General features: G+C 69.3%; 15 protein-coding genes. 7 read left to right on the top strand and 8 right to left on the bottom strand.

Annotated elements, in window-relative coordinates:
* Positions 1-18: 18 nt before the first annotated feature.
* Positions 19-1,569 (bottom strand): 3,4-dehydroadipyl-CoA semialdehyde dehydrogenase, encoded by a 1,551-nt coding sequence (locus AC07PF_RS09405; protein ID WP_494611658.1) that lies wholly within the window; start codon positions 1,567-1,569, stop codon positions 19-21.
* 33 nt (positions 1,570-1,602) lie between these two features.
* Positions 1,603-2,097 carry a 4-hydroxylaminobenzoate lyase gene (locus AC07PF_RS09400; protein ID WP_494611657.1) on the bottom strand — a complete coding sequence of 165 codons (495 nt, stop codon included), beginning with the start codon at positions 2,095-2,097 and terminating at the stop codon, positions 1,603-1,605.
* Between the two features lie 209 nt (positions 2,098-2,306).
* Here AC07PF_RS09400 and AC07PF_RS09395 point away from each other — a divergent pair, with 209 nt between their 5' ends.
* From AC07PF_RS09395 to boxA, 4 genes are all read left to right on the top strand, one after another.
* The gene (locus AC07PF_RS09395; protein WP_057201674.1) at positions 2,307-3,245 is read left to right on the top strand and encodes a helix-turn-helix transcriptional regulator; all 939 of its coding nucleotides are present in this window, start codon (positions 2,307-2,309) and stop codon (positions 3,243-3,245) included.
* Between the two features lie 177 nt (positions 3,246-3,422).
* Positions 3,423-5,096, top strand: coding sequence for a 2,3-epoxybenzoyl-CoA dihydrolase (boxC, locus tag AC07PF_RS09390; RefSeq protein ID WP_494611656.1), 1,674 nt, complete (start codon positions 3,423-3,425; stop codon positions 5,094-5,096).
* A 31-nt stretch (positions 5,097-5,127) separates the two neighbouring features.
* Positions 5,128-6,555 (top strand): benzoyl-CoA 2,3-epoxidase subunit BoxB, encoded by a 1,428-nt coding sequence (gene boxB / locus AC07PF_RS09385; RefSeq protein ID WP_494605538.1) that lies wholly within the window; start codon positions 5,128-5,130, stop codon positions 6,553-6,555.
* A gap of 112 nt (positions 6,556-6,667) precedes the next feature.
* Positions 6,668-7,942 carry a benzoyl-CoA 2,3-epoxidase subunit BoxA gene (gene boxA, locus AC07PF_RS09380; protein ID WP_494611655.1) on the top strand — a complete coding sequence of 425 codons (1,275 nt, stop codon included), beginning with the start codon at positions 6,668-6,670 and terminating at the stop codon, positions 7,940-7,942.
* Here boxA and AC07PF_RS09375 read toward each other — a convergent pair.
* From AC07PF_RS09375 to AC07PF_RS09365, 3 genes are all read right to left on the bottom strand, one after another.
* A complete protein-coding gene (locus AC07PF_RS09375; RefSeq protein ID WP_494605541.1) occupies positions 7,939-8,700 on the bottom strand; it encodes an SGNH/GDSL hydrolase family protein in 762 nt (253 codons plus the stop codon). The genes boxA and AC07PF_RS09375 overlap by 4 nt on opposite strands.
* Positions 8,701-8,829: 129 nt before the next feature.
* A complete protein-coding gene (locus AC07PF_RS09370) occupies positions 8,830-10,209 on the bottom strand; it encodes an SPOR domain-containing protein (RefSeq protein WP_494611654.1) in 1,380 nt (459 codons plus the stop codon).
* Between the two features lie 73 nt (positions 10,210-10,282).
* A complete protein-coding gene (locus tag AC07PF_RS09365) occupies positions 10,283-11,278 on the bottom strand; it encodes a YcjF family protein (RefSeq protein ID WP_494611653.1) in 996 nt (331 codons plus the stop codon).
* Positions 11,279-11,453: 175 nt separating this feature from the next.
* On the opposite strand from AC07PF_RS09365, the gene AC07PF_RS09360 reads away from it, so the two are divergent.
* Positions 11,454-12,107 (top strand): DsbA family oxidoreductase, encoded by a 654-nt coding sequence (locus tag AC07PF_RS09360; RefSeq protein WP_494611652.1) that lies wholly within the window; start codon positions 11,454-11,456, stop codon positions 12,105-12,107.
* Between the two features lie 30 nt (positions 12,108-12,137).
* Here the strand turns inward: AC07PF_RS09360 and AC07PF_RS09355 are convergent, their stop codons facing one another.
* The 3 genes from AC07PF_RS09355 to AC07PF_RS09345 all read right to left on the bottom strand — a co-directional run bounded on the left by AC07PF_RS09355 (position 12,138) and on the right by AC07PF_RS09345 (position 17,477).
* Positions 12,138-12,623 (bottom strand): CreA family protein, encoded by a 486-nt coding sequence (locus AC07PF_RS09355; protein ID WP_494611651.1) that lies wholly within the window; start codon positions 12,621-12,623, stop codon positions 12,138-12,140.
* Positions 12,620-15,199: a cyanophycin synthetase gene (cphA, locus tag AC07PF_RS09350; RefSeq protein WP_145695820.1), complete on the bottom strand. Its 2,580-nt coding sequence runs from the start codon at positions 15,197-15,199 to the stop codon at positions 12,620-12,622. The genes AC07PF_RS09355 and cphA overlap by 4 nt, the downstream gene beginning before the upstream one ends.
* Positions 15,200-15,269: 70 nt before the next feature.
* Positions 15,270-17,477, bottom strand: coding sequence for a cyanophycin synthetase (locus tag AC07PF_RS09345; RefSeq protein ID WP_494611650.1), 2,208 nt, complete (start codon positions 17,475-17,477; stop codon positions 15,270-15,272).
* A 231-nt stretch (positions 17,478-17,708) separates the two neighbouring features.
* Between AC07PF_RS09345 and AC07PF_RS09340 the strand changes: the two genes are divergently transcribed.
* Positions 17,709-19,997, top strand: coding sequence for a cyanophycin metabolism-associated ABC transporter (locus AC07PF_RS09340; protein WP_035206199.1), 2,289 nt, complete (start codon positions 17,709-17,711; stop codon positions 19,995-19,997).
* 31 nt (positions 19,998-20,028) lie between these two features.
* Entirely contained in the window at positions 20,029-20,523 is a 495-nt protein-coding gene (locus AC07PF_RS09335; protein WP_494611649.1) for a cyanophycin metabolism-associated DUF1854 family protein, read from the top strand.
* Positions 20,524-20,843: the final 320 nt, after the last annotated feature.

The following is a 20,843-nucleotide window of genomic DNA, read 5'->3' as shown; positions in this document are numbered from 1 at the left end:
TCGCGTCTTGTGGGGATGTCAGAGTCCCAGTGCCGCCAGCACGCCAGGGCTGGCCTGCACGGCCGTGCGCTGGTGGTAGAAATCGAGCGCGCGCAGGCCGCCCAGCTCCGCGCCGCCGCCCGCGCGGCCCGGGCCGCCGTGCTGCGACATGGGCATCACGTTGCCGTGGCCGCTGTGCGCCTGTGCCACGTCGGGCGTGACCACGTGCACGCGGCCATGGCTGGCGGCCACGGCCAGCGCAGTCTGCGCCAGGGCGGTCTCGTCACTGCCATAGAGCGAGGTGACCAGCGAACCCTGGCCCCGGTGCGCCAGCGCGATGGCATGCGCGCTGTCGCGGTAGGGCAGCAGGGTGGCCACAGGGCCGAAGACCTCCACGTCGTGCACCGCCTGCGCCGCGTCGGCATCGCGCGCGCCCAGCAGCACCGGGCCGATGCAGGCGGCCACGGCCGGGTCGGCATCCACCAGCGGCCGGTCGCGCCCATCGTGCAGCACGGCTGTCTGCGCCTGCAGCGCAGCCAGGCCTTCGCGCACGGCAGTCAGCTGGGCCCTGCTGACCAGCGAGCCCATGCGCACGCTGTCGTTGCGCGGGTTGCCCACGCTGATGCCGGCCAGCTTGGCACCAATGGCCTCGGCCGCGGCGTCGTACACCTCGGCCGGCACCAGGATGCGGCGGATCGCCGTGCACTTCTGGCCCGACTTCACCGTCATCTCGCGCACCACCTCGCGCACCAGCAGGTGGAAGGCCTCGCTGCCCGGGACCTCGCCCGGCAGCAGCACGGCGCTGTTGAGGCTGTCGGCCTCGATGTTGGCACGCACCGAGCGCTGGGCCACCGCAGGGTGCGAGCGGATCACGCCGGCCGTCTCGGCCGAGCCCGTGAACGACACCACGTCGAAGGGCTGCAGCTGGTCCATGAGCCCGGCCGAACTGCCGGCGATGACCGACAGCGCGCCCGCAGGCAGCACGCCCGCGTCCACCACGTCCTTGACCATGCGCTGGGTGAGCCAGGCCGTGGCCGTGGCCGGCTTGACGATGACCGGCACGCCCGAGAGCAGGGCCGGTGCAGCCTTTTCCCACAGCCCCCAGGACGGGAAGTTGAAGGCATTGATGAACAGCGCCACACCCTGCGTGGGTACCGAGAGGTGCTGCGACTGGAAGGCCGGGTCCTTGCCCAGTCGGGCCGCATCGCCGTCGCGCAGCGCGCGGGCATCGCCCAGGGCGTCGCCCCATTTGGCGTACTGGCCCAGGGTGAAGATGGCGCCGTCGATGTCCACGCCCGAGTCGTTCTTCACCGTGCCGGCATTGGCCGTGGCGATCTCGTAATAGGCATCGCGGTGGGCCAGCAGCACCTTGACGATGGCGGCCAGCAGCGCCGCGCGCTCGCGGTAGGTCAGCGCGCGCAGCGCCGCACCCCCTTGCTGGCGCGCAAAGCTGAATGCCTCGGCCAGGTCGAGCCCGGTGGCGTCCACGCGCACCAGTTCGTTGCCCAGCACGGGGTCGAACAGCGGCGTGCCGTTGCCAGTGCCTGCCTGCCAGCGGCCGGCAGCGTAGTTGGAGAGAAGTTCGGTCATGGATATATACGGAAGAAGATGGGCGAACGGATTTCAGGTGCGCGTGAACTGGATCTGGCCTTCGGGCAAGAGATAGAGCACCAGCGCGCGGCCCTGGGCTACGGTGGGGCGGTGGGCCGTGCCCGGGCCGTAGACGCACCAGCCCGCAGGCCGGCCATCGAAGGTGGCGGCACTGTCGGCCATGGGCATGATCAGGTCGATCTCGCCGTTCGGGTGTGTGTGGTGCGGGCCGGCCAGGTCCTGCATGTCGACCACGTCCACCGAAAAGCGGTGCAGCGCATCCTCTGCCTTGAACACCCGGCCGTACCGGATGCCGCCGCCCTCGCGCTCGCACAGCCAGCCTTCGGCCACGCCGGTGAGGCAGGCGTCGCGCAGCTGCGCATAGGTGGGGCTGCCGGCACCGTGGGCTGCGTTGAGCCACTGGTCCAGCGCTGCATCGAGCGGCCTGCCTTCGAGCTGCGCGGTGAGGTCGGCCAACAGGGCGTGGAAGGCATCCTTGCTGGAGGGGGCGGTGGCGGGCGTCATCATGGGGCGGGCTTTCAGGGGAAAGGCGGGCTGGGCAGGGCGTCTGTGCGCCGTTTGCAACGGAAAATGATTGCCTTGCATGATCCTGCGACGTGCAGTATCTTGCGTGCAATGGGACGATAAACCTGTGAATGATCTTCGTCAAGCACTATAGTGCATATTTATTGGGGCTGCCGACCGCAGACAATCGGGTGGTGTGAACAAGGACGCGCATGAATGAGCAAGACGACGCAGTGCTGGCCACTGCGCCCATCGACGGCAACGGCGCTGCGGCGCCTGGCGGCGAGGCCCGCAACCCGCTGCTGACGGCGCTGGGCGAGCGCGTGCGCAACCTGCGCGCGCAGCGCGGGCTCACGCGCAAGGCCGTGGCGATTGCGGCCGATGTGTCCGAGCGCCATCTGGCCAACCTGGAGTACGGCACGGGCAATGCCTCCATCCTGGTGCTGCAGCAGGTGGCGGGTGCACTGCACTGCTCGCTGGCCGAGCTGGTGGGCGATGTCACGACCAGCTCGCCCGAGTGGCTGCTGATCCGCGAGCTGCTCGAAAACCGCAGCGAGGCCGACCTGCGCCGCGTGCGCCTGGCGCTGGGCGAACTGCTGGGTACGGCCTCGGTCGACCCGGCCCGGCACAGCCGCATTGCCCTGGTGGGGCTGCGCGGCGCGGGCAAGTCCACGCTGGGCCAAATGCTGGCGGACGACCTGGAGCTGCCCTTCGTGGAGCTGAGCCGCGAGATCGAGAAACTGGCAGGCTGCAGCGTGCGTGAGATCCACGATCTCTACGGCACCAACGCCTACCGCCGCTACGAGCGCCGTGCGCTCGAGGAAACCATCCAGATCTACAGCGAGGTGGTCATCGCCACCCCGGGCGGCATCGTCTCCGACCCGGCCACCTTCAACGAGCTGCTGGCGCACTGCACCACAGTGTGGTTGCAGGCCGCGCCCGAAGAGCACATGGGCCGCGTTGCCGCACAGGGCGACACCCGCCCCATGGCCGCCAGCAAGGAGGCCATGGACGACCTGCGCCGCATCCTGAGCGGGCGCGCGGCCTTCTATTCCAAGGCCGACCTCTCGGTGGATACCAGCGGCAAGAGCCTGGCCCAGGCGTTCCAAGGACTGCGCTCGGTGGCCAGACAGTCCATGAGCGCCTCCTGAGCGGCGCTCCCTCCACCGGCGGGCCGTAGCGCCACACCTTTCGCAACGAAAAAGAGTACTCCAGGCATTGACGCGTCCGTAAACATGCAGCATGATGCATGTCATTGAAATCAAAAGCTGCATTATTTTTCTTGTTCCGAGGTTTGCAGCTGCTACCGGCCCCACAGGAGACATGCCATGACCGCCACCACCACCAGCGCCCCGGCGCGCGTCGACTACCGCACCGAACCCGGCCAGTACCGCCACTGGTCGCTCAGCGTCGAGGGCGCCGTTGCGCGTCTGTCGCTCAACATCGCCGAGGACGGTGGCATCCGCCCCGGCTACAAGCTCAAGCTCAACAGCTACGACCTGGGCGTGGACATCGAGCTCAACGACGCGCTCAACCGCGTGCGCTTCGAGCACCCCGGGGTGCGCAGCGTGGTCGTCACCAGCGGCAAGGACCGCATCTTCTGCTCGGGTGCCAACATCTTCATGCTGGGTGTCTCCAGCCACGCCTGGAAGGTGAACTTCTGCAAGTTCACCAACGAGACGCGCAACGGCATCGAGGATTCGTCGAAGCACTCGGGCCTCAAGTTCCTGGCCGCCGTCAACGGCGCCTGCGCTGGCGGCGGCTACGAGCTGGCCCTGGCCTGCGACGAGATCCTGCTGGTGGACGACCGCTCGTCCGCCGTCTCGCTGCCCGAGGTGCCGCTGCTGGGCGTGCTGCCCGGCACCGGCGGCCTGACCCGCGTGACCGACAAGCGCCACGTGCGCCACGACCTGGCCGACATCTTCTGCACCAGCGTCGAAGGCGTGCGCGGCCAGCGCGCGGTGGAATGGCGCCTGGTGGATGCGGTGGCCAAGCCCGCCCAGTTCGCTGCCGCCGTGCAGGACCGCGCCGTGCAGCTCGCCGCGGGCAGCGACCGCCCGGCCGGTGCCACGGGCGTGTCCCTGACCCGCCTGGAGCGCGAGGACGGCGCCGACAGCCTGGGCTACTCGCATGTGCAGGTGCAGATCGACCGCGCCAAGCGCACGGCCACCCTCACCGTGAAAGCCCCCACCGGTGCGCAGCCTGCCGACATCGCCGCCATCGAGGCGGCAGGCACGGCCTGGTGGCCGTTGGCCCTGGCGCGCGAACTGGATGACGCCATCCTCAACCTGCGCACCAACGAACTCGACATCGGCACCTGGCTGCTCAAGACCGAAGGCGATGCCAAGGCCGTGCTCGCCTCCGACGCGGTGATGCTGGCGCACAAGGACCATTGGCTGGTGCGCGAGACCATTGGCGCGCTGCGCCGCGCGTTGGCGCGCCTGGACGTGTCCTCGCGCACCTTGTTCGCCGTGGTGCAGGAGGGCTCGTGCTTCGCCGGCACCCTGGCCGAGCTGGCATTCGCCGCCGACCGCACCTACATGCTGGCCCTGCCCGACGATGCAGAGCGTGCACCCAAGCTCACGCTCAACGAATTCAACTTCGGCTTCTTCCCCATGGTCAACGACCAGAGCCGCCTGCAGCGCCGTTTCTATGAAGAGGCCGCACCGCTGGACGCCGCGCGCGCCGCGGCCGGCAAGCCGCTCGACGCCGACGAGGCCCTGGCCCTGGGCCTGGTGACCGCCGCGCCCGACGACATCGACTGGGACGACGAGTTGCGCATGGCCATCGAGGAACGCGCCGCCATGTCGCCCGACGCCCTGACCGGCCTGGAAGCCAACCTGCGCTTTGCCAGCAAGGAGAACATGGCCACGCGCATCTTCGGCCGGCTCACCGCCTGGCAGAACTGGATCTTCAACCGACCCAACGCCGTGGGCGACAAGGGCGCGCTCAAGGTCTACGGCACCGGCGAGAAGGCCGGCTTCGACTTGAACCGCGTCTGACCCCGCCGCCCCAACCATCCAAGGAGCAACGATGAGCACGATCAACTACAGCGAGAAGATCCCTAACAACGTCAACCTCGGCGAAGACCGCACCCTGCAGCGCGCGCTCGAAGGCTGGCAGCCCAACTTCATCAACTGGTGGGACGACGTGGGCCCCGAGGGATCGACCAACCACGAGGTCTACCTGCGCACCGCCGTGAGCGTGGACCCGCAGGGCTGGGCCCAGTTCGGCCACGTGAAGATGCGCGACTACCGCTGGGGCATCTTCCTGAACCCGGGCGATGCCAACCGCGAGATCCACTTCGGCGACCACAAGGGCGAGAAGGCCTGGCAGGACGTGCCCGGCGAGCACCGCGCCAACCTGCGCCGCATCATCGTGACCCAGGGCGACACCGAGCCCGCCTCGGTCGAGCAGCAGCGCCACCTGGGCCTCACGGCGCCCAGCATGTACGACCTGCGCAACCTGTTCCAGATCAACGTGGAAGAGGGCCGCCACCTCTGGGCCATGGTCTACCTGCTGCACAAGCACTTCGGCCGCGACGGCCGCGAAGAGGCCGAGGCCCTGCTGCAGCGCACCTCGGGCGACGAGAACAACCCGCGCATCCTGGGGGCCTTCAACGAGGCCACGCCCGACTGGCTGGCGTTCTTCATGTTCACCTACTTCACGGACCGCGATGGCAAGTTCCAGCTCTCGGCCCTGGCCGAAAGCGCCTTCGACCCGCTGGCGCGCACCACCAAGTTCATGCTGACCGAAGAGGCGCACCACATGTTCGTGGGCGAGAGCGGCGTCTCGCGCGTGCTGGCCCGCACCGCCCAGGTGATGAACGAGCTCAAGACCGACGATCCGCAGAAGGTGCGCGCCGCCGGCGCCATCGACCTGGGCACGGTGCAGCGCTACCTGAACTTCCACTACAGCGTCACCATCGACCTGTTCGGTGCCGACCAGTCCAGCAACGCCGCCATCTTCTACAGCTCGGGCCTCAAGGGCCGCTACGAGGAAGGCAAGCGCACCGACGACCACGTGCTCAAGGGCCAGACCTACAAGGTGCTGGAGGTGCGTGACGGCCAGCTCCTCGAGAAGGAAGTGCCCATGCTCAACGCCCTGAACGAGGTGCTGCGCGACGACTTCATCAAGGACTCGGTGGCCGGCGTGGGCCGCTGGAACAAGGTGCTGGAAAAGGCCGGCATCCCCACCCGCCTGGTGGTGCCGCACAAGGCCTTCAACCGCCAGATCGGCGCGCTCGCGGGCATCAAGATGTCGCCCGAAGGTCGCGTGGTCAACGAGATGGAATGGGCCGCCAAGAAGGACGAATGGCTGCCCAGCCCCGAGGACTTCGCCTTCGTCGCATCGCTCATGGGCCGTGTGGTCGAGCCTGGCCAGTTCGCCGGCTGGATCGCGCCGCCGGTGATGGGCATCAACCGCCAGCCGGTCGATTTCGAGTACGTGCGTTTCGGCTGATGGACAAAGAAACGCCCTCGGGGTATGAACGAGGGCAGGGATGAGGGCAGGCCCCACGAAGACCAGACGCCCCATCCCAACCCCCTGGTGGGGGGTGACACAGGAGAACCATATGGACATGGCCGTTGAAGCCGGGGTCATCAAGCAGCATTTGATCGACCCGGAAATCTGCATCCGCTGCAACACCTGCGAGGCGACCTGCCCGGTCAACGCGATCACGCACGATGACAACAACTACGTCGTGCGCGCCGACATCTGCAATGGCTGCATGGCCTGCATCTCGCCGTGCCCCACGGGCTCCATCGACAACTGGCGCACCATGCCGCTGGTGCGCGCCTATTCCATCGAGGAGCAGCTGACCTGGGAGTCGCTGCCCGCCGAACTCTCGCCCGAGGAACTGACGGCCGCCGGCGTCGATGCCGACACGGCAGAGGCCCCTGCCGCTGCACCCGCCGCCGTGGCCACGGCCGAGCCCGGCGTGCAGCCCCAGCCGCCCATGCACCGTGGCGCCACCGTGCCGCCCTGGTCGGCCGCGCACGCCTACACCAACCTCTATCCGCCCAAAGCACCGACCACGGCCACCGTGGTCGGCAACTTCAACTGCACCGAGGCCGGCTTCGAGAGCGAGACCCACCACGTGGTGCTCGACTTCGGCAGCCTGCCGTTTCCGGTGCTGGAAGGGCAGTCCATCGGCATCATTCCCCCGGGCACCGATGCCCTGGGCAAGCGCCACCATGCGCGCCAGTATTCGATCGCCAGCGCGCGCAACGGTGAGCGGCCGGGCTACAACAACTTGGCGCTCACCGTCAAGCGCGTCACCTCCGACCATGACGGCACTCCCGTGCGCGGCGTGGCCTCCAACTACGTCTGCGACCTCCAGGTGGGCGACAAGGTGGAGGTGGTGGGGCCGTTCGGCCACTCCTTCCTGATGCCCAACCACCCCAAGTCGCATGTGGTGATGATCTGCACCGGCACGGGCAGCGCGCCCATGCGCGCCATGACCGAGTGGCGCCGGCGCCTGCGCAAGAGCGGCAAGTTCGAGGGCGGCAAGCTGATGCTGTTCTTCGGCGCGCGCACGCAGCAGGAGCTGCCCTACTTCGGCCCGCTGCAAAGCCTGCCCAAGGACTTCATCGACATCAACCTGGCGTTCTCGCGCACCCCGGGCCAGCCCCGGCGCTATGTGCAGGACCTGATGCGCGAGCGCGCACCCGACCTGGCCGGGCTGCTGCGCGACGGCAACAGCCACTTCTATGTCTGCGGCCTGAAGAGCATGGAAGAGGGCGTGGTGCTCGCCCTGCGCGACGTGGCGGCCGATGCGGGCCTGGATTGGGAGGCCCTGGCGGCCACCCTGGCGCGCGAAGGGCGCCTGCATCTGGAGACGTACTAGCCACCCGTCAAGCTGGCCAGGCCTTCCTGCTTGACCAGCTCCTCGTACCACTGCTGGTAGCCTGCGCTGCTCGGGTGCAGGCCGTCGGCCGCATGCAGCTCGTCGGCACGTTGCACGAACGGGTCCTGTGCGCGCGGCTTGAGCAGGCGCACATAGCGCACGCCGCTGTCGAGGGCCACGGTCTGCGCGGTGGCATGCAGCCGCTTGGAGCGGCTTTCCATGAACCATGACACTGGCGGCACGAACAGGGGCGCATGGCCGACGTTGCCGCAGGGCATTAGCACCACCTGCCTGCCGCGCGCCTTGGCCGTGCGGATGGCCTGCTCCATGTGGCCGTGCAGCTGCTGTTCCGACGTCAACCGGATCACGTCATTGCCACCGGCGAGCACCAGCACCAGGTCATAGCCCGTGCCGGCACGCTCGAGCTGGCCCTGCACGTCCTCGAACTTGGCGCCATTGGAGGCCAGGTTGTCGATCTGCCAGCGCGGGTGGGCCATGCCGATGCGCCCGGCCAGGCTGTCCTCGGGGCGGGCTGCGCCGGTGCCCACGGCCGTGCTGTCGCCGACCACGAGGATGCGCCGCTCGGGCTGGGCCGGTTGGGCGGTGTAGGGGCGCGAGGCCTTGGCCAGGTCCGAGGCCGTCATCAGGCGCCAGGGCGCGCAGCCCGTGAGCAGCAGGGCGCCTGCCGCGATGGCGGCCAAGGTCCACCAGCGGGGCCGCAGGGCGTGAAGGGGGGGCTGGTGGGCAGGGGTGGGCATGGGGCGATGGTGCAGGGCGACACAGGTCGATACTGCAGAGTACGCGCCGAAACCGGCGCTGGATGTCGGCTGCCTCAACGCCTGCGCGTAGGACGCGGGGCCACGCCGGTCCGCTCCTGCGCGCGGGGCCTATTTCTTGAACACCACGGCCTCCAGCCCCATGCGCTGGATGGCCTGCGCGGCCGTGTCGGCCTCGGCCTTGGAGTCGAAGGGGCCCACGCGCACGCGGATGCGGGTGCCCTTGGCGCTTTCCAGCGGCTGGCGGAAGGCCGGCAGGCCTTCGTTGAGCAGGCGCGACTGCGTCTTGCGCGCATTGGCCTCTTCGGCGAACAGGCCGACGTTGATGTAGAAGCCCGGTGCGCTGCCCACCATGGCGAGTTCGGGGTCGCTGGCCGCCGATGCGGGCGGCCGCGCCGGTGCAGGGGTGGATGCCTTGCTGGCGGCCTTGCCCGCGGCAACAGGCGCCGCGGGTTTGGACGCCGGGGTGGCCGGGCTGCCGGCCTTGGCCTTGGTGCCCGCAGCCGATGTGGCAGCTGCGGGCGCTGAAGCGGCCGACGGTGCCGGCTTGCTGGTGGGGGCGGCCGGTGCCGTCGCCTTGGGGGCTGGGGCGGAAGCTGTAGCCGTGGCCGGTGGCACGGGCGGCGCAGCGGCGGCGGGGCTGCTGGCCGGCTGGCGGCGTGATGCCGCGGCGGGCGCGGTCACGGGGGCGGGTGCGGACGCCACGGCGGTGCTGCCCGCGGGCGCGGAGGAGGCGGCCTGCGCGCTGGCGGGGGCCGCGGCGCTGGGCGGTGCCACTGCTTCCGATGGGGCGGGCGGCGCAGAGGCAGCGCTGCGCAGCACCGACACGGCGGCCAGCCCGGAGGTGGGGTTGGATGCCGGGGCGGCAGGGGCAGAAGAGGCCAAGGTGGCCGGGGCGGCAGCCCTGGCAGGCTCCGCCGCGCCACCCGGCGGGAACAGCATGTAGGCCAGCAGGGCCGTGGCCACCACGACCACATGCCCGATGACCACGCTGCTCAGCCGCTGGCGTGAACTGGCCTGGCGCTCCAGCAGCGCTGCAGCCTCGGGCACGGTGCGCGAGGCCGACAGGGCGCGCGCAATGCGCTTGCGGATCTCGGTGTGCAGCACGGCGTTGGCGAACAGCCCGGGCAGCGCGCAACTGAACAACGCGATGGCCGCCAGGATGCCCCACTCCACCGGTTGGGGCCAGTTCAGGAACTGCCGGCCCAGGCCGAACACCAGCAGCGCCAGGCCCTCGGCCGCGGCCACGTAGACCAGGGCCGCACCCCAGAGCTGGCGAAACACCAGCCAGCTCAGCGTGAACAGCGCCGCCGGCCAGTTCCAGGTGGTGGTGGTGCGCCCCGCATCGTCGAAGCGCGCAAAGATGGGAAGGTAGTGCTCGGTATTCACCGGGCCCAGGGCCACGCGGTACAGCGCCGTCATGGCGTTGTCCGACGGAGAGTCCAGCGACATGGGTGCGATGGCGTTGGCAGGGTCCAGTGTCAAGGGCATGCCCGATTCTGGCATGGGCCATGGCCCCTGTAAAAGAGGGAAGTGGCCGCCAGATTGGCGGTTCAAAGGTCGATCAGGCGCCACCCCTGACCATGGACATGACCTTGGCTGCATCCAGGGTCGCCGCCTTTTCGCGGATCTGCGGCAGGTACTGGGCCTGCAGGTCCTTGGCCGGGCCGAGCATGCTCTGGAAGCTCTCGCGCAGCACGGCCGTGCTCATCACCCGGCCGCCTGCGTAGTAGCGCCTGGCTACCTGGCCCAGGGCGTAGGTGGTGGCGAACGAAAAGGCCATGCCCGTGGCTGCCTGGCCGATGCCGCCGATGGTGCGGCCCGCCACCTTGCCCAGCAGGCCGCCGAGCAGCTTGCGACCGAACTGCTCGATGTACTGCGAGGCCATGCCCACGCCGGCCGCCGCGATGAAATCCTTGATGTGGCCCTGGTCCAGCTCCACGCCATGGGCCTTGCCGACGGCGTAGACCATCTTGACCTGCATGGGGATGATGGCCATCGACGCCCAGGACTGTGGCAGCAGCTCCAGCGCGCCGCACAGCAGCGCGTAGTTCAGGATGCTCTTGTCCAGTTCGGCGTCGGGGACCTGCGCTGCAGCGCCGCGCACGGGCAGGGCCGCCGCGGCCGCCGTGCCCACGCCCACGGGCGCCAGGCCGCGCGCGATGGGGGCAGCACGCTCGGCCACTTCCACGAGGGCATCGGCCTGCTGCTCGAAGGCCGCGGTGTCGCCGTCACCGAGCTGCAGCCAGCCCTTGAGCTGCGCCAGGAAGGCGCGCTCGGCCTCTGTCTGGCGCCCGTCCACGTCGCAGACGCAGACCGCCATTTCGTAGGCCAGCTGGCGCAGGCCCGGCTCGGTCAGCGCCGCCGTGGCGGACTGGGCGCTGGTGCGCTGCAGCAGCACGTCCTGGACCAGGCGCGGCAGGTCGATGGCCGGCGCGTCCTGCGCCAGCGACTGGGCGATGCGCCGGATCTCCTCGCGCTCGCTGTCGCCCTTGTGGCCATCGGCGAAGGCGGCGAACAGGGCGATGGTGAGGATGGATTGCTGCTGGTCGATTTGCATGGTGGCGTGGCTCCTGAGGAAGCCATGGGTGGCAGGACAGGGGTGCAGTGTGGCAAACCCGGGCTTTTCCATCACTGCGGTGGGGGCTTGCAGGGGCTCCAATGGCCGTACCGCTGCAAGGACGCGCCAATCGTCCTAGGATATTGGCCAACCTATCTGACCTTCTGGTGACCGCATGACCACAGCCCTCAAGATCGATTTCGTCTCCGACGTCTCCTGCCCCTGGTGCATCATCGGCCTCAAGTCGCTGGAGCAGGCGGCCGAGCGCCTCAAGGGCGACGTTGCGCTCGACCTGCACTTCCAGCCTTTCGAGCTCAACCCCCAGATGGCCCCCGAAGGCCAGGACATCGCCGAGCACCTGCACGAGAAGTACGGCGCCACGCCCGAGCAGAGCCAGAAGAACCGCGACGCCATCGCCGCGCGCGGTGCGGCCCTGGGTTTCACCTTCAACATGGCGCAGCGCAGCCGCATCTACAACACTTTCGACGCCCACCGCCTGCTGCACTGGGCCGAGGAAGAGGGGGACAAGCAGCCTGCCCTGAAGCACGCGCTGTTCAAGGCCTACTTCACCGACGGCCAGAGCCCCGGTGACCACGAGGTGCTGGCCCGCGTGGCCGCCGGGGTGGGGCTCGACGAGGCCGAGGCCCGCGCCGTCCTGGCATCGGACCAGTACGCGGAGGAGGTGCGCGAGCGCGAGCAGTTCTACCTGCAGCAGGGCATCCACTCGGTGCCGGCCATCATCATCAACGACCGCCACCTGATCTCGGGCGGCCAGCCGCCCGAAGTCTTCGAGCAGGCCCTGCGCCAGATCGCATCCGGAAAAGCATGAAGAAAGGGCGCCGCGGCGCCCTTTGTTGATTTACTTCAGTGGAATCGGTGTCGCCCGGTCCACCGGCACGGCCGTCACGCTGTTCTGCGGCGAGCCGTCCACCAGCTTTTCGGAGTAGGTCAGGTAGACCAGCGTGTTGCGCGCCGGGTCCACCATGCGCACCACGCGCAGGCGCTTGAACAGAATGGACAGGCGTTCGCTGAACACCTCCTCCTGCTTGCGCAGCGGCGCAGGGAAGCTCACCGGACCGGTCTGGCGGCAGGCGATCGAGGCTTCGGAGCGGTCTTCCGCCAGGCCCAGCGATCCCTTGATGCCGCCCGTGCGGGCGCGCGAGACATAGCAGGTCATGCCCGCCACGGCCGGGTCGTCGTAGGCCTCGACGATGATGTCGTGGTCGCGGCCCAGCAGCTTGAAGGCCGTGTCCACCGTGCCGATCTTGTCGGGCGCGGCGCTGGCGGCGCCCGCCAGCAGCGTGAAGGCGGCCAGGGTCGCCATGCGCAGTGCAGCGCGCGTCATGCCGTGGTCCCGGCTTCAGCGCAGCGCTTGGCCAGGTGGGCCAGGGCTTCCTCGACCTGGTCGACCAGCACCAGGCACAGGTCGCCCGGCTGCAGGCGGGAAAGGGCCGTGTCGATGGCGATGAACTCGCCGCGGATCTCTTCCACGTGCGTGGTGCGTGCCGCGCCGGCCAGGCCTTCGCGCAGCAGGGCCATCACCTCGCCGTCGCCACGGCCGCGCTGGGCCGCATCCTGGTACAGGATCACGTCGTCGAACGCGCCACCCAGGATCACGGTCTGCTCGCGGATGTCCTCGTCGCGCCGGTCACCGGCACCACTGATGACCACGCTGCGGCGCTTGCCGGGCAGGGCGTCCACGGCAGCCACCAGGGCACGCATGGCGTCGGGGTTGTGACCGTAGTCGGCGATCACCGTGGCGCCGTTGTGGTCCATGATGTTGAAGCGCCCCGGTGCGTTGTCGCTGTCGTTCACGAAGCCCGACAGGCCGCGGCGGATGGTCTGCCAAGGCAGGCCGGCGCCCCAGGCGGCGGCCACCGAGGCCATGACGTTCTCGACCTGGAAGCCGATGCGGCCATTGCGCGTGATGGGCACGTCGCGCAGGTGGATGGTCTCGCGCCACGAGCCTTCCGAGGCCACGATGGAGTCGCCATCCACGTACACCGTGCGGTTGCCCTGGGCGCGGTGCGTGGCCATCACGGGGTGGTGGCGGTCGCTCGCGAAGTAGATGATCTTGCCCGGGCAGGCCGGAGCCATGGCCGCCACGATGGGGTCGGCGGCGTTGAGCACGCCATAGCCGTCGGTGGCCACGTTCTGCACGATCACGCGCTTGAGCACGGCCAGGTCTTCCACCGTGGTGATGTAGTTCAGGCCCAGGTGGTCGCCCGCCCCGATGTTGGTGACCACCGCCACCTGGCAGCGGTCGAAGCCCAGGCCTTCGCGCAGGATACCGCCGCGCGCGGTCTCGAACACGGCTGCGTCCACCTCGGGGTGCAGCAGCACGTTGCGCGCGCTCTTCGGGCCGCTGCAGTCGCCGCTGTCGATCTGGCGGCCATTGACATACACGCCGTCGGTGTTGGTCATGCCCACGCGCAGGCCCTGGGCCGTGAACAGGTGGGCGATCAGGCGCGCCGTGGTGGTCTTGCCGTTGGTGCCGGTCACGGCCACCGTGGGGATGCGCCCGTCATCGCCATGGGCATAGAGCTTGTCCACCATGGCCTGGCCCACATTGCGCGGCTTGCCGTACGAGGGCGCCAGGTGCATGCGCAGGCCGGGTGCGGCGTTCACTTCCACGAAGCCGCCGCCTTGCTCCTCCAGCGGGCGCAGCACGGTCTCGGCGACCATGTCCACGCCGCAGATGTGCAGGCCTACCATCTGGGCCGCGGCAATGGCGCGGGCGGCGACTTCGGGGTGCACGTCGTCGGTCACGTCGGTGGCGGTGCCGCCGGTGGACAGGTTGGCGTTGTTGCGCAGGATCACGCGCTGGCCCTTGGGCGGCACGGAGTCGGGCGTCAGGTCCTGGGCCGCTAGGCGGGCCACGGCGATCTCGTCCAGGCGGATCTTGGTCAGCGAGGTGGCATGGCCCTCGCCGCGGCGCGGGTCGAGGTTGACCTGCTCGACCAGTTCGCGCACCGTGTGCTGGCCGTCGCCCAGCACCTGGGGCGGCTCGCGGCGCGCTGCGGCCACGAGCTGGTCGCCCACCACCAGCAGGCGGAAGTCGTGGCCGGGCAGGAAGCGCTCGACCATCACCGTGCCGTACTCGGCCGCGTTGCGGTAGGCGGCATCGAGCTGGGCGCGGTCGGTGATGTTCACCGTGACGCCCTTGCCCTGGTTGCCGTCCTGGGGCTTGACCACCACGGGCAGGCCCACCTTCTGGGCCACTTCCCAGGCCTCGTCGATGCTTTCGACGGGCTTGCCCAGCGGCACGGGCACGCCGGCCGCATGCAGCAGGCGCTTGGTCAGGTCCTTGTCCTGGCCGATGGATTCGGCCACGGCGCTGGTGGAGTCCACCTCGGCGGCCTGGATGCGGCGCTGCTTGGAGCCCCAGCCGAACTGCACCAGGCTGCCCCGCGTGAGGCGCCGGTAGGGAATGCCGCGCGCCACGGCCGCGTCCACGATGGATCCCGTGCTCGGGCCCAGGCGCTCGTCCTCGTCGAGCTCGCGCAGGTCGGCAACGGCCTTTTCTGCGTCGAAGCTGCCCTGGCCCAGTGCGGCCTGGATCAGCTGCTGCGCGTCCTCGAAGGCCTTGCGGCCCACGGCCTCTTCGCTGTACTCCACCACCACCTGGTAGACGCCAGCGTCGGTGGTGGCCGTGGTGCGCGCAAAAGTTACGCGGCAGCCGGCCTGGGCCTGCAGGGCCAGGGCGGCGGTCTGCAGCACATGGGCCAGCGAGATGTCGCCGTCGCCGCCCTCGGGGTGCAGCGCGCCGATGGCGGGGAACAGGGCGCGCAGGCGCGCCTCGAACCCGTCCATCTGGCGGATGGCACGTTCGTTCTCATCGCAGGCCACGACGGCCTCGATGGCCATGTGGCGGCTCCACAGGTTGGGGCCGCGCAGGGCCCGGGTGCGGGATACATCCATGGAAATTCTCTTTCTCAGTGTCCGTCGGGGCGGGCGGGCCCCGGTGTCATCGCAGTGTTCGGTAGTGAAATCAGGTACGCAGACCGGGCGGCGGCGGCAGGTCGGGCTCGAAGGTCTTGACGCCGGCACCGATCAGGTCTGGCGCGATGTCCAGGGCCCAGGCGGCGCCCACGGCGGCCAGCAGGGCCTCGGTGTCGGGCACCACGGCATTGCGGCCGAAGGTCAGCTCGGCCAGCGTGCCCAGCACATGCTCGGCGCTGCCGGTGGCCAGCACCACGCGGCCGTTCTTGACGACCACGGCACGGCCGTTGTCCTTGGCGCGGTGTTCGGTGATCGCGGGCAGTGCAGGGTCCTGCGCGTACAGCACCACGTCGCCATCGCACAGGCGGGCCAGGTCGACCACCTGCTCCTCGGCGGCGTTGAGCACGGCGGCACCGTCGGCGAGAACCACGTCCACCTGGGTGCGCAGCACCTTGGTCATCTGGTCCTGCTCGTGCACGTCGAACTCGGCCAGGGTGGCCACACCGTCCATGTCGGTCACCACGCCCACCTTGCAGCGGTCGTAGGCCAGGCCGTCGCGCAGGATGGTGCGGGCGTCGTTCTCGATCACGGCGGCCTGCACCATCTGGTTCATCAGCAGGCGGTGGGCGGCCTCCCAGTGGGCGCTGTCGGCGGCGTCCACGTGGCGGCGGTCCAGGAACAGCCCATCGCGGCAGGCCACGCCCGTGTGGCGGCCGCTCAGGTGCAGCAGCCAGGCCACGAGGCGGGAGATGGTGGCGGTGTTGCGCGTGCCGGCCACGCCCACCACGGGGATGCGGCCGGCCGTGCCCTCGGCATGGTCTTCGGTCGGGAACAGGTGCTCCACGATGGCCTGGCCCACGGGGCGCGGGGCTCCCACGGCGGGCTTCAGGTGCATCAGCAGGCCGGGGCCGGCGTTGACCTCGACGATGGCGCCGCCCTGCGCGTGCAGCGGTTTGGAGATATCGAGCGCCACCATGTCGATGCCCGCGATATCCAGGCCCACCACCTTGGCGGCGAGTTGGGCGATGTAGGCGACCTCGGGGTGCACGTCGTCCGTGCAGTCCACGGCCACATTGCCGTTGCGCTGCACGACGATGGTCCGGCCGGCGGCAGGCACGGAGTCGGCATCGAGGTCCTGGCGCTTGAGCTCCAGTTGCACCTTGGTGTCGGTGGCCAGGTCGATGATCTCGAGCGGGTATTCCTCCTCGTAGCCGCGGCGAGGGTCGGAGTTGAGCTGGCTGTCGATCAGCTCCTTCACCGTGGAGCGGCCGTTGCCGGTGATGCTGACCACCTCGCCGCGCGCGGCGGCCACCACCTTGCCGCCCACCACCAGCAGGCGGTGCTCGTCGCCGGGGATGAAGCTCTCGACCATCACGTCGCTGCCCTCGGGGTAGGCCACATGGTAGGCCGCCTCGATGTCTGCCTGCTTGCGCAGGTCCAGGGTCACGCCGCGGCCATGGTTGCCGTCCGAGGGCTTGACCACCACGGGCAGGCCGATGTCCTGCGCTGCTTCCCAGGCTTCCTCGGGGCTGTTGACCACCTGGCCTTCGGGGATGGGCACGCCGCAGGCCTTGAGCAGGCCCTTGGTCAGGTCCTTGTCGCTGGCGATGCCTTCGGCGATGGCGCTGGTGAATTCGGTCTCGGCGGTCCAGATGCGGCGCTGGCTGGCGCCGTAGCCCAGTTGCACCAGGTTGCCGTCGTTCAGGCGGATGTGGGGGATGCTGCGGTCGGTGGCGGCCGTGACGATGCAGGCCGTGCTGGGGCCCAGGTACTGGTCGTCCACCTCGGTGCGCACGCGCGCCACGGCGGCGGCCACGTCAAAGGGCTCGTCGTTGATGGCCGACATCAGCAGGCGGTGGCCCTGGGCCAGGGCCACGCGGGCCACCTGCTCGTCACGCGCCCGGAACACCATGCGGTACACGCCGCGCTGCGAGGTGCTGCGCGTCTGGCCGAAGCCCGTGGGCATGCCGGCCAGGTTGAGCAGTTCGATCACGATGTGCTCCAGCACATGGCCGCACCAGGTGCCTTCCTCCAGGCGCTGCAGGAAGCCGCCGCGCTCGCCCACGCCGCAGTGGTGCTCGATCAGGGCCGGCAGCCAGGCCGTCAGGCGCTCATTGAGGCCGGGCAGGGTGTGCGAGGGATGGTCTTCCAGCACACCCAGGTCCAGCCAGACTTCCAGCACGGGCCGGTAGGTCCAGATGTTGGGTCCACGCAGGTAGTTGATGCGAAGCAGTTGGATGTCGTTGAATTTCGCCATGGGTTGCAGCGGGTAGGGGTTCCGGCCTTTCGGGGCTATGCGGGGGAGGACAACGAGAATATGGGGGAACATTGTGCTCCACTCGGATGGCAGCATTGGCTGTCAGCCAGGGAGCCGTCGCAGACGTTACAGGTGGATGCCTTGGCGTCCTTGCGTGCAGTATCGGGGAGAATTCGCGCTGTGGCGCAATCGGTGACCGCTGGCTGCCAGGGGCGCAAATACCAATCCAACATGCAACATCACCATTCTGTGGACGCCTCCGGTGTCTTTTCCGGCCCCCTGGGGGCCGATCTGCGGGCCATGCTCGCTTCCCAAGAGAACGTGCTGGCCACGTTACAGGTTGACCTGAGCGGCGAACTGCGTTTCGCCACGGGCTGGGTGGTGGTGACTTCCGAGCGCCTGCTGGCCTGCGATCCCGGCACCAGCGCCTGGCGCGCATGGCCGCGGGCCCCGGGCCTGGCGCTGCGCATGCACGACCACGGCGGCATCGGGGCGCTGGAGCTGCACGATGCCGATGCGCGGCTGGCGCTGTGGCGCTTCACCCTGGGCCAGCATGCCCAGGCGCTGCGCCTGGTGCAGCGCTTCGAGCAGCCCGCCGGCGCCGCGCAGGCGGACGAGGCCACCTGCCCCCAGTGCCACGCCCCCCTGCCGCCCGATACCGAGGAGTGCCCCGCCTGCGCACGCGCCCAGCCGCCGCAGACCTCCACCTGGGTGCTGCTGCGCCTGTGGCGCTTTGCCCGGCCCTACCGCAAGCAACTGGCCGCGGGCTTCTGCCTGACGCTGGCCTCCACGGCGGCCACGCTGGTGCCGCCCTACCTGACCATCCCGCTGATGGACGACATCCTGATCCCGTTCCAGAACGGGCAGAAGATCGAGCCCGGCCTGGTGCTGCTGTACCTCAGCGGCCTGCTGGCGTCGGCCCTGGCGGCCTGGGGCCTGTCCTGGGCGCGCACCTACATCCTGGCGCTGGTGTCCGAGCGCATCGGCGCCGACCTGCGCACCACCACCTACGAGCACCTGCTGCGCCTGTCGCTCGACTACTTCGGCGGCAAGCGCACTGGCGACCTCATGGCGCGCATCGGCTCGGAGACGGACCGCATCAACGTTTTCCTTTCGTTGCATGCGCTGGACTTCGTGACCGATGTGCTCATGATCATGATGACGGCGGCCATCCTGTTCTCCATCAACCCCTGGCTGGCCCTGGTCACGCTGGTGCCGCTGCCCTTCATCGCCTGGATGATCCACACCGTGCGCGACCGCCTGCGCACCGGCTTCGAGAAGATCGACCGCGTCTGGTCCGAGGTCACCAACGTGCTGGCCGACACCATCCCCGGCATCCGCGTGGTCAAGGCCTTCGCCCAGGAAAAGCGCGAGGCCCAGCGCTTTCGAGATGCCAACCAGCACAACCTGGAGGTCAACGACAAGCTCAACAAGACCTGGTCGCTGTTCACCCCCACGGTGTCGCTGCTCACCGAGATCGGCCTGCTCGTGGTCTGGGCCTTCGGCATCTGGCTGGTCTCGCGCAACCAGATCACGGTGGGTGTGCTCACCGCCTTCATCGCCTACATCGGGCGCTTCTACAGCCGGCTCGACTCCATGAGCCGCATCGTCTCGGTCACGCAGAAGGCCGCGGCCGGCGCCAAGCGCATCTTCGACATCCTGGACCACGTGAGCAACGTGCCCGACCCGGCCCAGCCGGTCCAGGTGGACAAGGTGCAGGGCGCCATCGCCATGCGCAACGTGGGCTTCCGCTACGGCAGCCGCGCGGTGATCAAGGGGCTGGACCTGGACATCCGCCCCGGCGAGATGATCGGCCTGGTGGGCCACAGCGGCTCGGGCAAGAGCACCCTGGTGAACCTGATCAGCCGCTTCTACGACGTGAGCGACGGCTCCATCCAGGTCGATGGGGTGGACATCCGCCGCTTCGCCGTGGCCGACTACCGGCGCCACATCGGCCTGGTGCTGCAGGAACCCTTCCTGTTCTTCGGCACCATTGCCGAGAACATCGCCTATGGCAAGCCCGAGGCCACCCGCGAGGAGATCGTCGCGGCGGCCCGCGCAGCGCATGCGCATGAATTCATCCTGCGCCTGCCGCACGGCTATGACTCGCTGGTGGGCGAGCGCGGCCAGGGCCTGTCGGGCGGCGAGCGCCAGCGCATCAGCATCGCGCGTGCGCTGCTGATCGACCCGCGCATCCTGATCCTGGACGAGGCCACCTCGGCCGTGGACACCGAGACCGAGAAGGAAATCCAGAAGGCCCTGGACAACCTGGTGCAGGGCCGCACCACGATCGCCATCGCCCACCGCCTGTCCACCCTGCGCAAGGCCGACCGCCTGGTGGTGATGGACCGCGGCGAGGTGGTGGAGGTGGGGCCGCACGACGAGCTCATGGAGAAACAGGGCGCCTACTGGCGGCTGTACGAAGCCCAGGCCCGCCGTGCCGAAGAGGACGCCCAGGCCGCCGGCGTGATCATCGACAGCAGCCTGCTGCACCCGGCCCACCCTGCGGGCAGCGCCTGAGCGCCGCCCTTCGACGCACAACGACACCGCCATGACCGACCTGACGATCCCTTCCCCGACCCGCCCGCTGCAGCTGCACCGCAATCCGCACGGACGCCTGGTGCTGACCCAGCCCGACGGCACCGTGCACGAGGGCGTGGTGCCCGTGCGCGCCTTTCCCATCGCCGCCCCGGCCGAAGGCCTGTCCCTGGTGGGCAGCGACGGCCACGAGCTGGTGTGGCTGGACCGCCTCGACCAACTGCCCCCGGCCGGGCGCACCCTGGTCGAAGAGGAGCTGACGGTGCGGGAGTTTGTGCCCACTATCGAAAAAATTACCGCTGTATCGAGCTTTTCGACCCCCAGCACCTGGGATGTGGAGACCGACCGGGGCCCCGCGCGCCTGGTGCTCAAGGCCGAGGAAGACATCCGCCGGCTCGGCGGGCGCACCCGGCTGCTCATTGCTGCCGGTGAGGGCGTGCAGTTCAAGGTGCCCGACACCACGCTGCTCGATCGCCAGTCGCGCCGCTTCCTCGAACGCTTTCTCTGAGAACCTGTTTACGGTCTCGCAGGGGATCGCGTTGGAGCGCAATCGGGATGAGTGGATGCTTCGGATGCGCCGCATGGGCTCGTGCCCATGCAAGCAGCCGGGGCGTCCAATCGCCCGATTTCGCTCCAACCCTTCGGGCAGTGGCCTTGGCGGGCGGTCTGCGGCGTTGCGGCGCTTGTTGATAGCCGGGCTATCAACTGCGCACCGCGCCTAGCATCCCTTCCCGCCAAAGCCGCTGCGCGACCCCTGGGAGATCGTAAACAGGTTCTGGCCCGCACCCGCCCGCCGCCTGCTTCGTGTGGGCGGCGGGCTTTTTTTCG

The organism is Acidovorax sp. GW821-FHT10A04 (genome assembly GCF_059415825.1).
Note: the sequence above shows the minus strand (reverse complement) of the source record. Positions and strands in the feature narration are given on the sequence as shown.

Coding starts and splice junctions, on each gene's coding strand:
- AC07PF_RS09405 (WP_494611658.1), bottom strand. CDS start 1,569: ATGACCGAACTTCTCTCCAACTACGCTGCCGGCCGCTGGCAGGCAGGC.
- AC07PF_RS09400 (WP_494611657.1), bottom strand. CDS start 2,097: ATGATGACGCCCGCCACCGCCCCCTCCAGCAAGGATGCCTTCCACGCC.
- AC07PF_RS09395 (WP_057201674.1), top strand. CDS start 2,307: ATGAATGAGCAAGACGACGCAGTGCTGGCCACTGCGCCCATCGACGGC.
- boxC (WP_494611656.1), top strand. CDS start 3,423: ATGACCGCCACCACCACCAGCGCCCCGGCGCGCGTCGACTACCGCACC.
- boxB (WP_494605538.1), top strand. CDS start 5,128: ATGAGCACGATCAACTACAGCGAGAAGATCCCTAACAACGTCAACCTC.
- boxA (WP_494611655.1), top strand. CDS start 6,668: ATGGACATGGCCGTTGAAGCCGGGGTCATCAAGCAGCATTTGATCGAC.
- AC07PF_RS09375 (WP_494605541.1), bottom strand. CDS start 8,700: ATGCCCACCCCTGCCCACCAGCCCCCCCTTCACGCCCTGCGGCCCCGC.
- AC07PF_RS09370 (WP_494611654.1), bottom strand. CDS start 10,209: ATGCCCTTGACACTGGACCCTGCCAACGCCATCGCACCCATGTCGCTG.
- AC07PF_RS09365 (WP_494611653.1), bottom strand. CDS start 11,278: ATGCAAATCGACCAGCAGCAATCCATCCTCACCATCGCCCTGTTCGCC.
- AC07PF_RS09360 (WP_494611652.1), top strand. CDS start 11,454: ATGACCACAGCCCTCAAGATCGATTTCGTCTCCGACGTCTCCTGCCCC.
- AC07PF_RS09355 (WP_494611651.1), bottom strand. CDS start 12,623: ATGACGCGCGCTGCACTGCGCATGGCGACCCTGGCCGCCTTCACGCTG.
- cphA (WP_145695820.1), bottom strand. CDS start 15,199: ATGGATGTATCCCGCACCCGGGCCCTGCGCGGCCCCAACCTGTGGAGC.
- AC07PF_RS09345 (WP_494611650.1), bottom strand. CDS start 17,477: ATGGCGAAATTCAACGACATCCAACTGCTTCGCATCAACTACCTGCGT.
- AC07PF_RS09340 (WP_035206199.1), top strand. CDS start 17,709: ATGCAACATCACCATTCTGTGGACGCCTCCGGTGTCTTTTCCGGCCCC.
- AC07PF_RS09335 (WP_494611649.1), top strand. CDS start 20,029: ATGACCGACCTGACGATCCCTTCCCCGACCCGCCCGCTGCAGCTGCAC.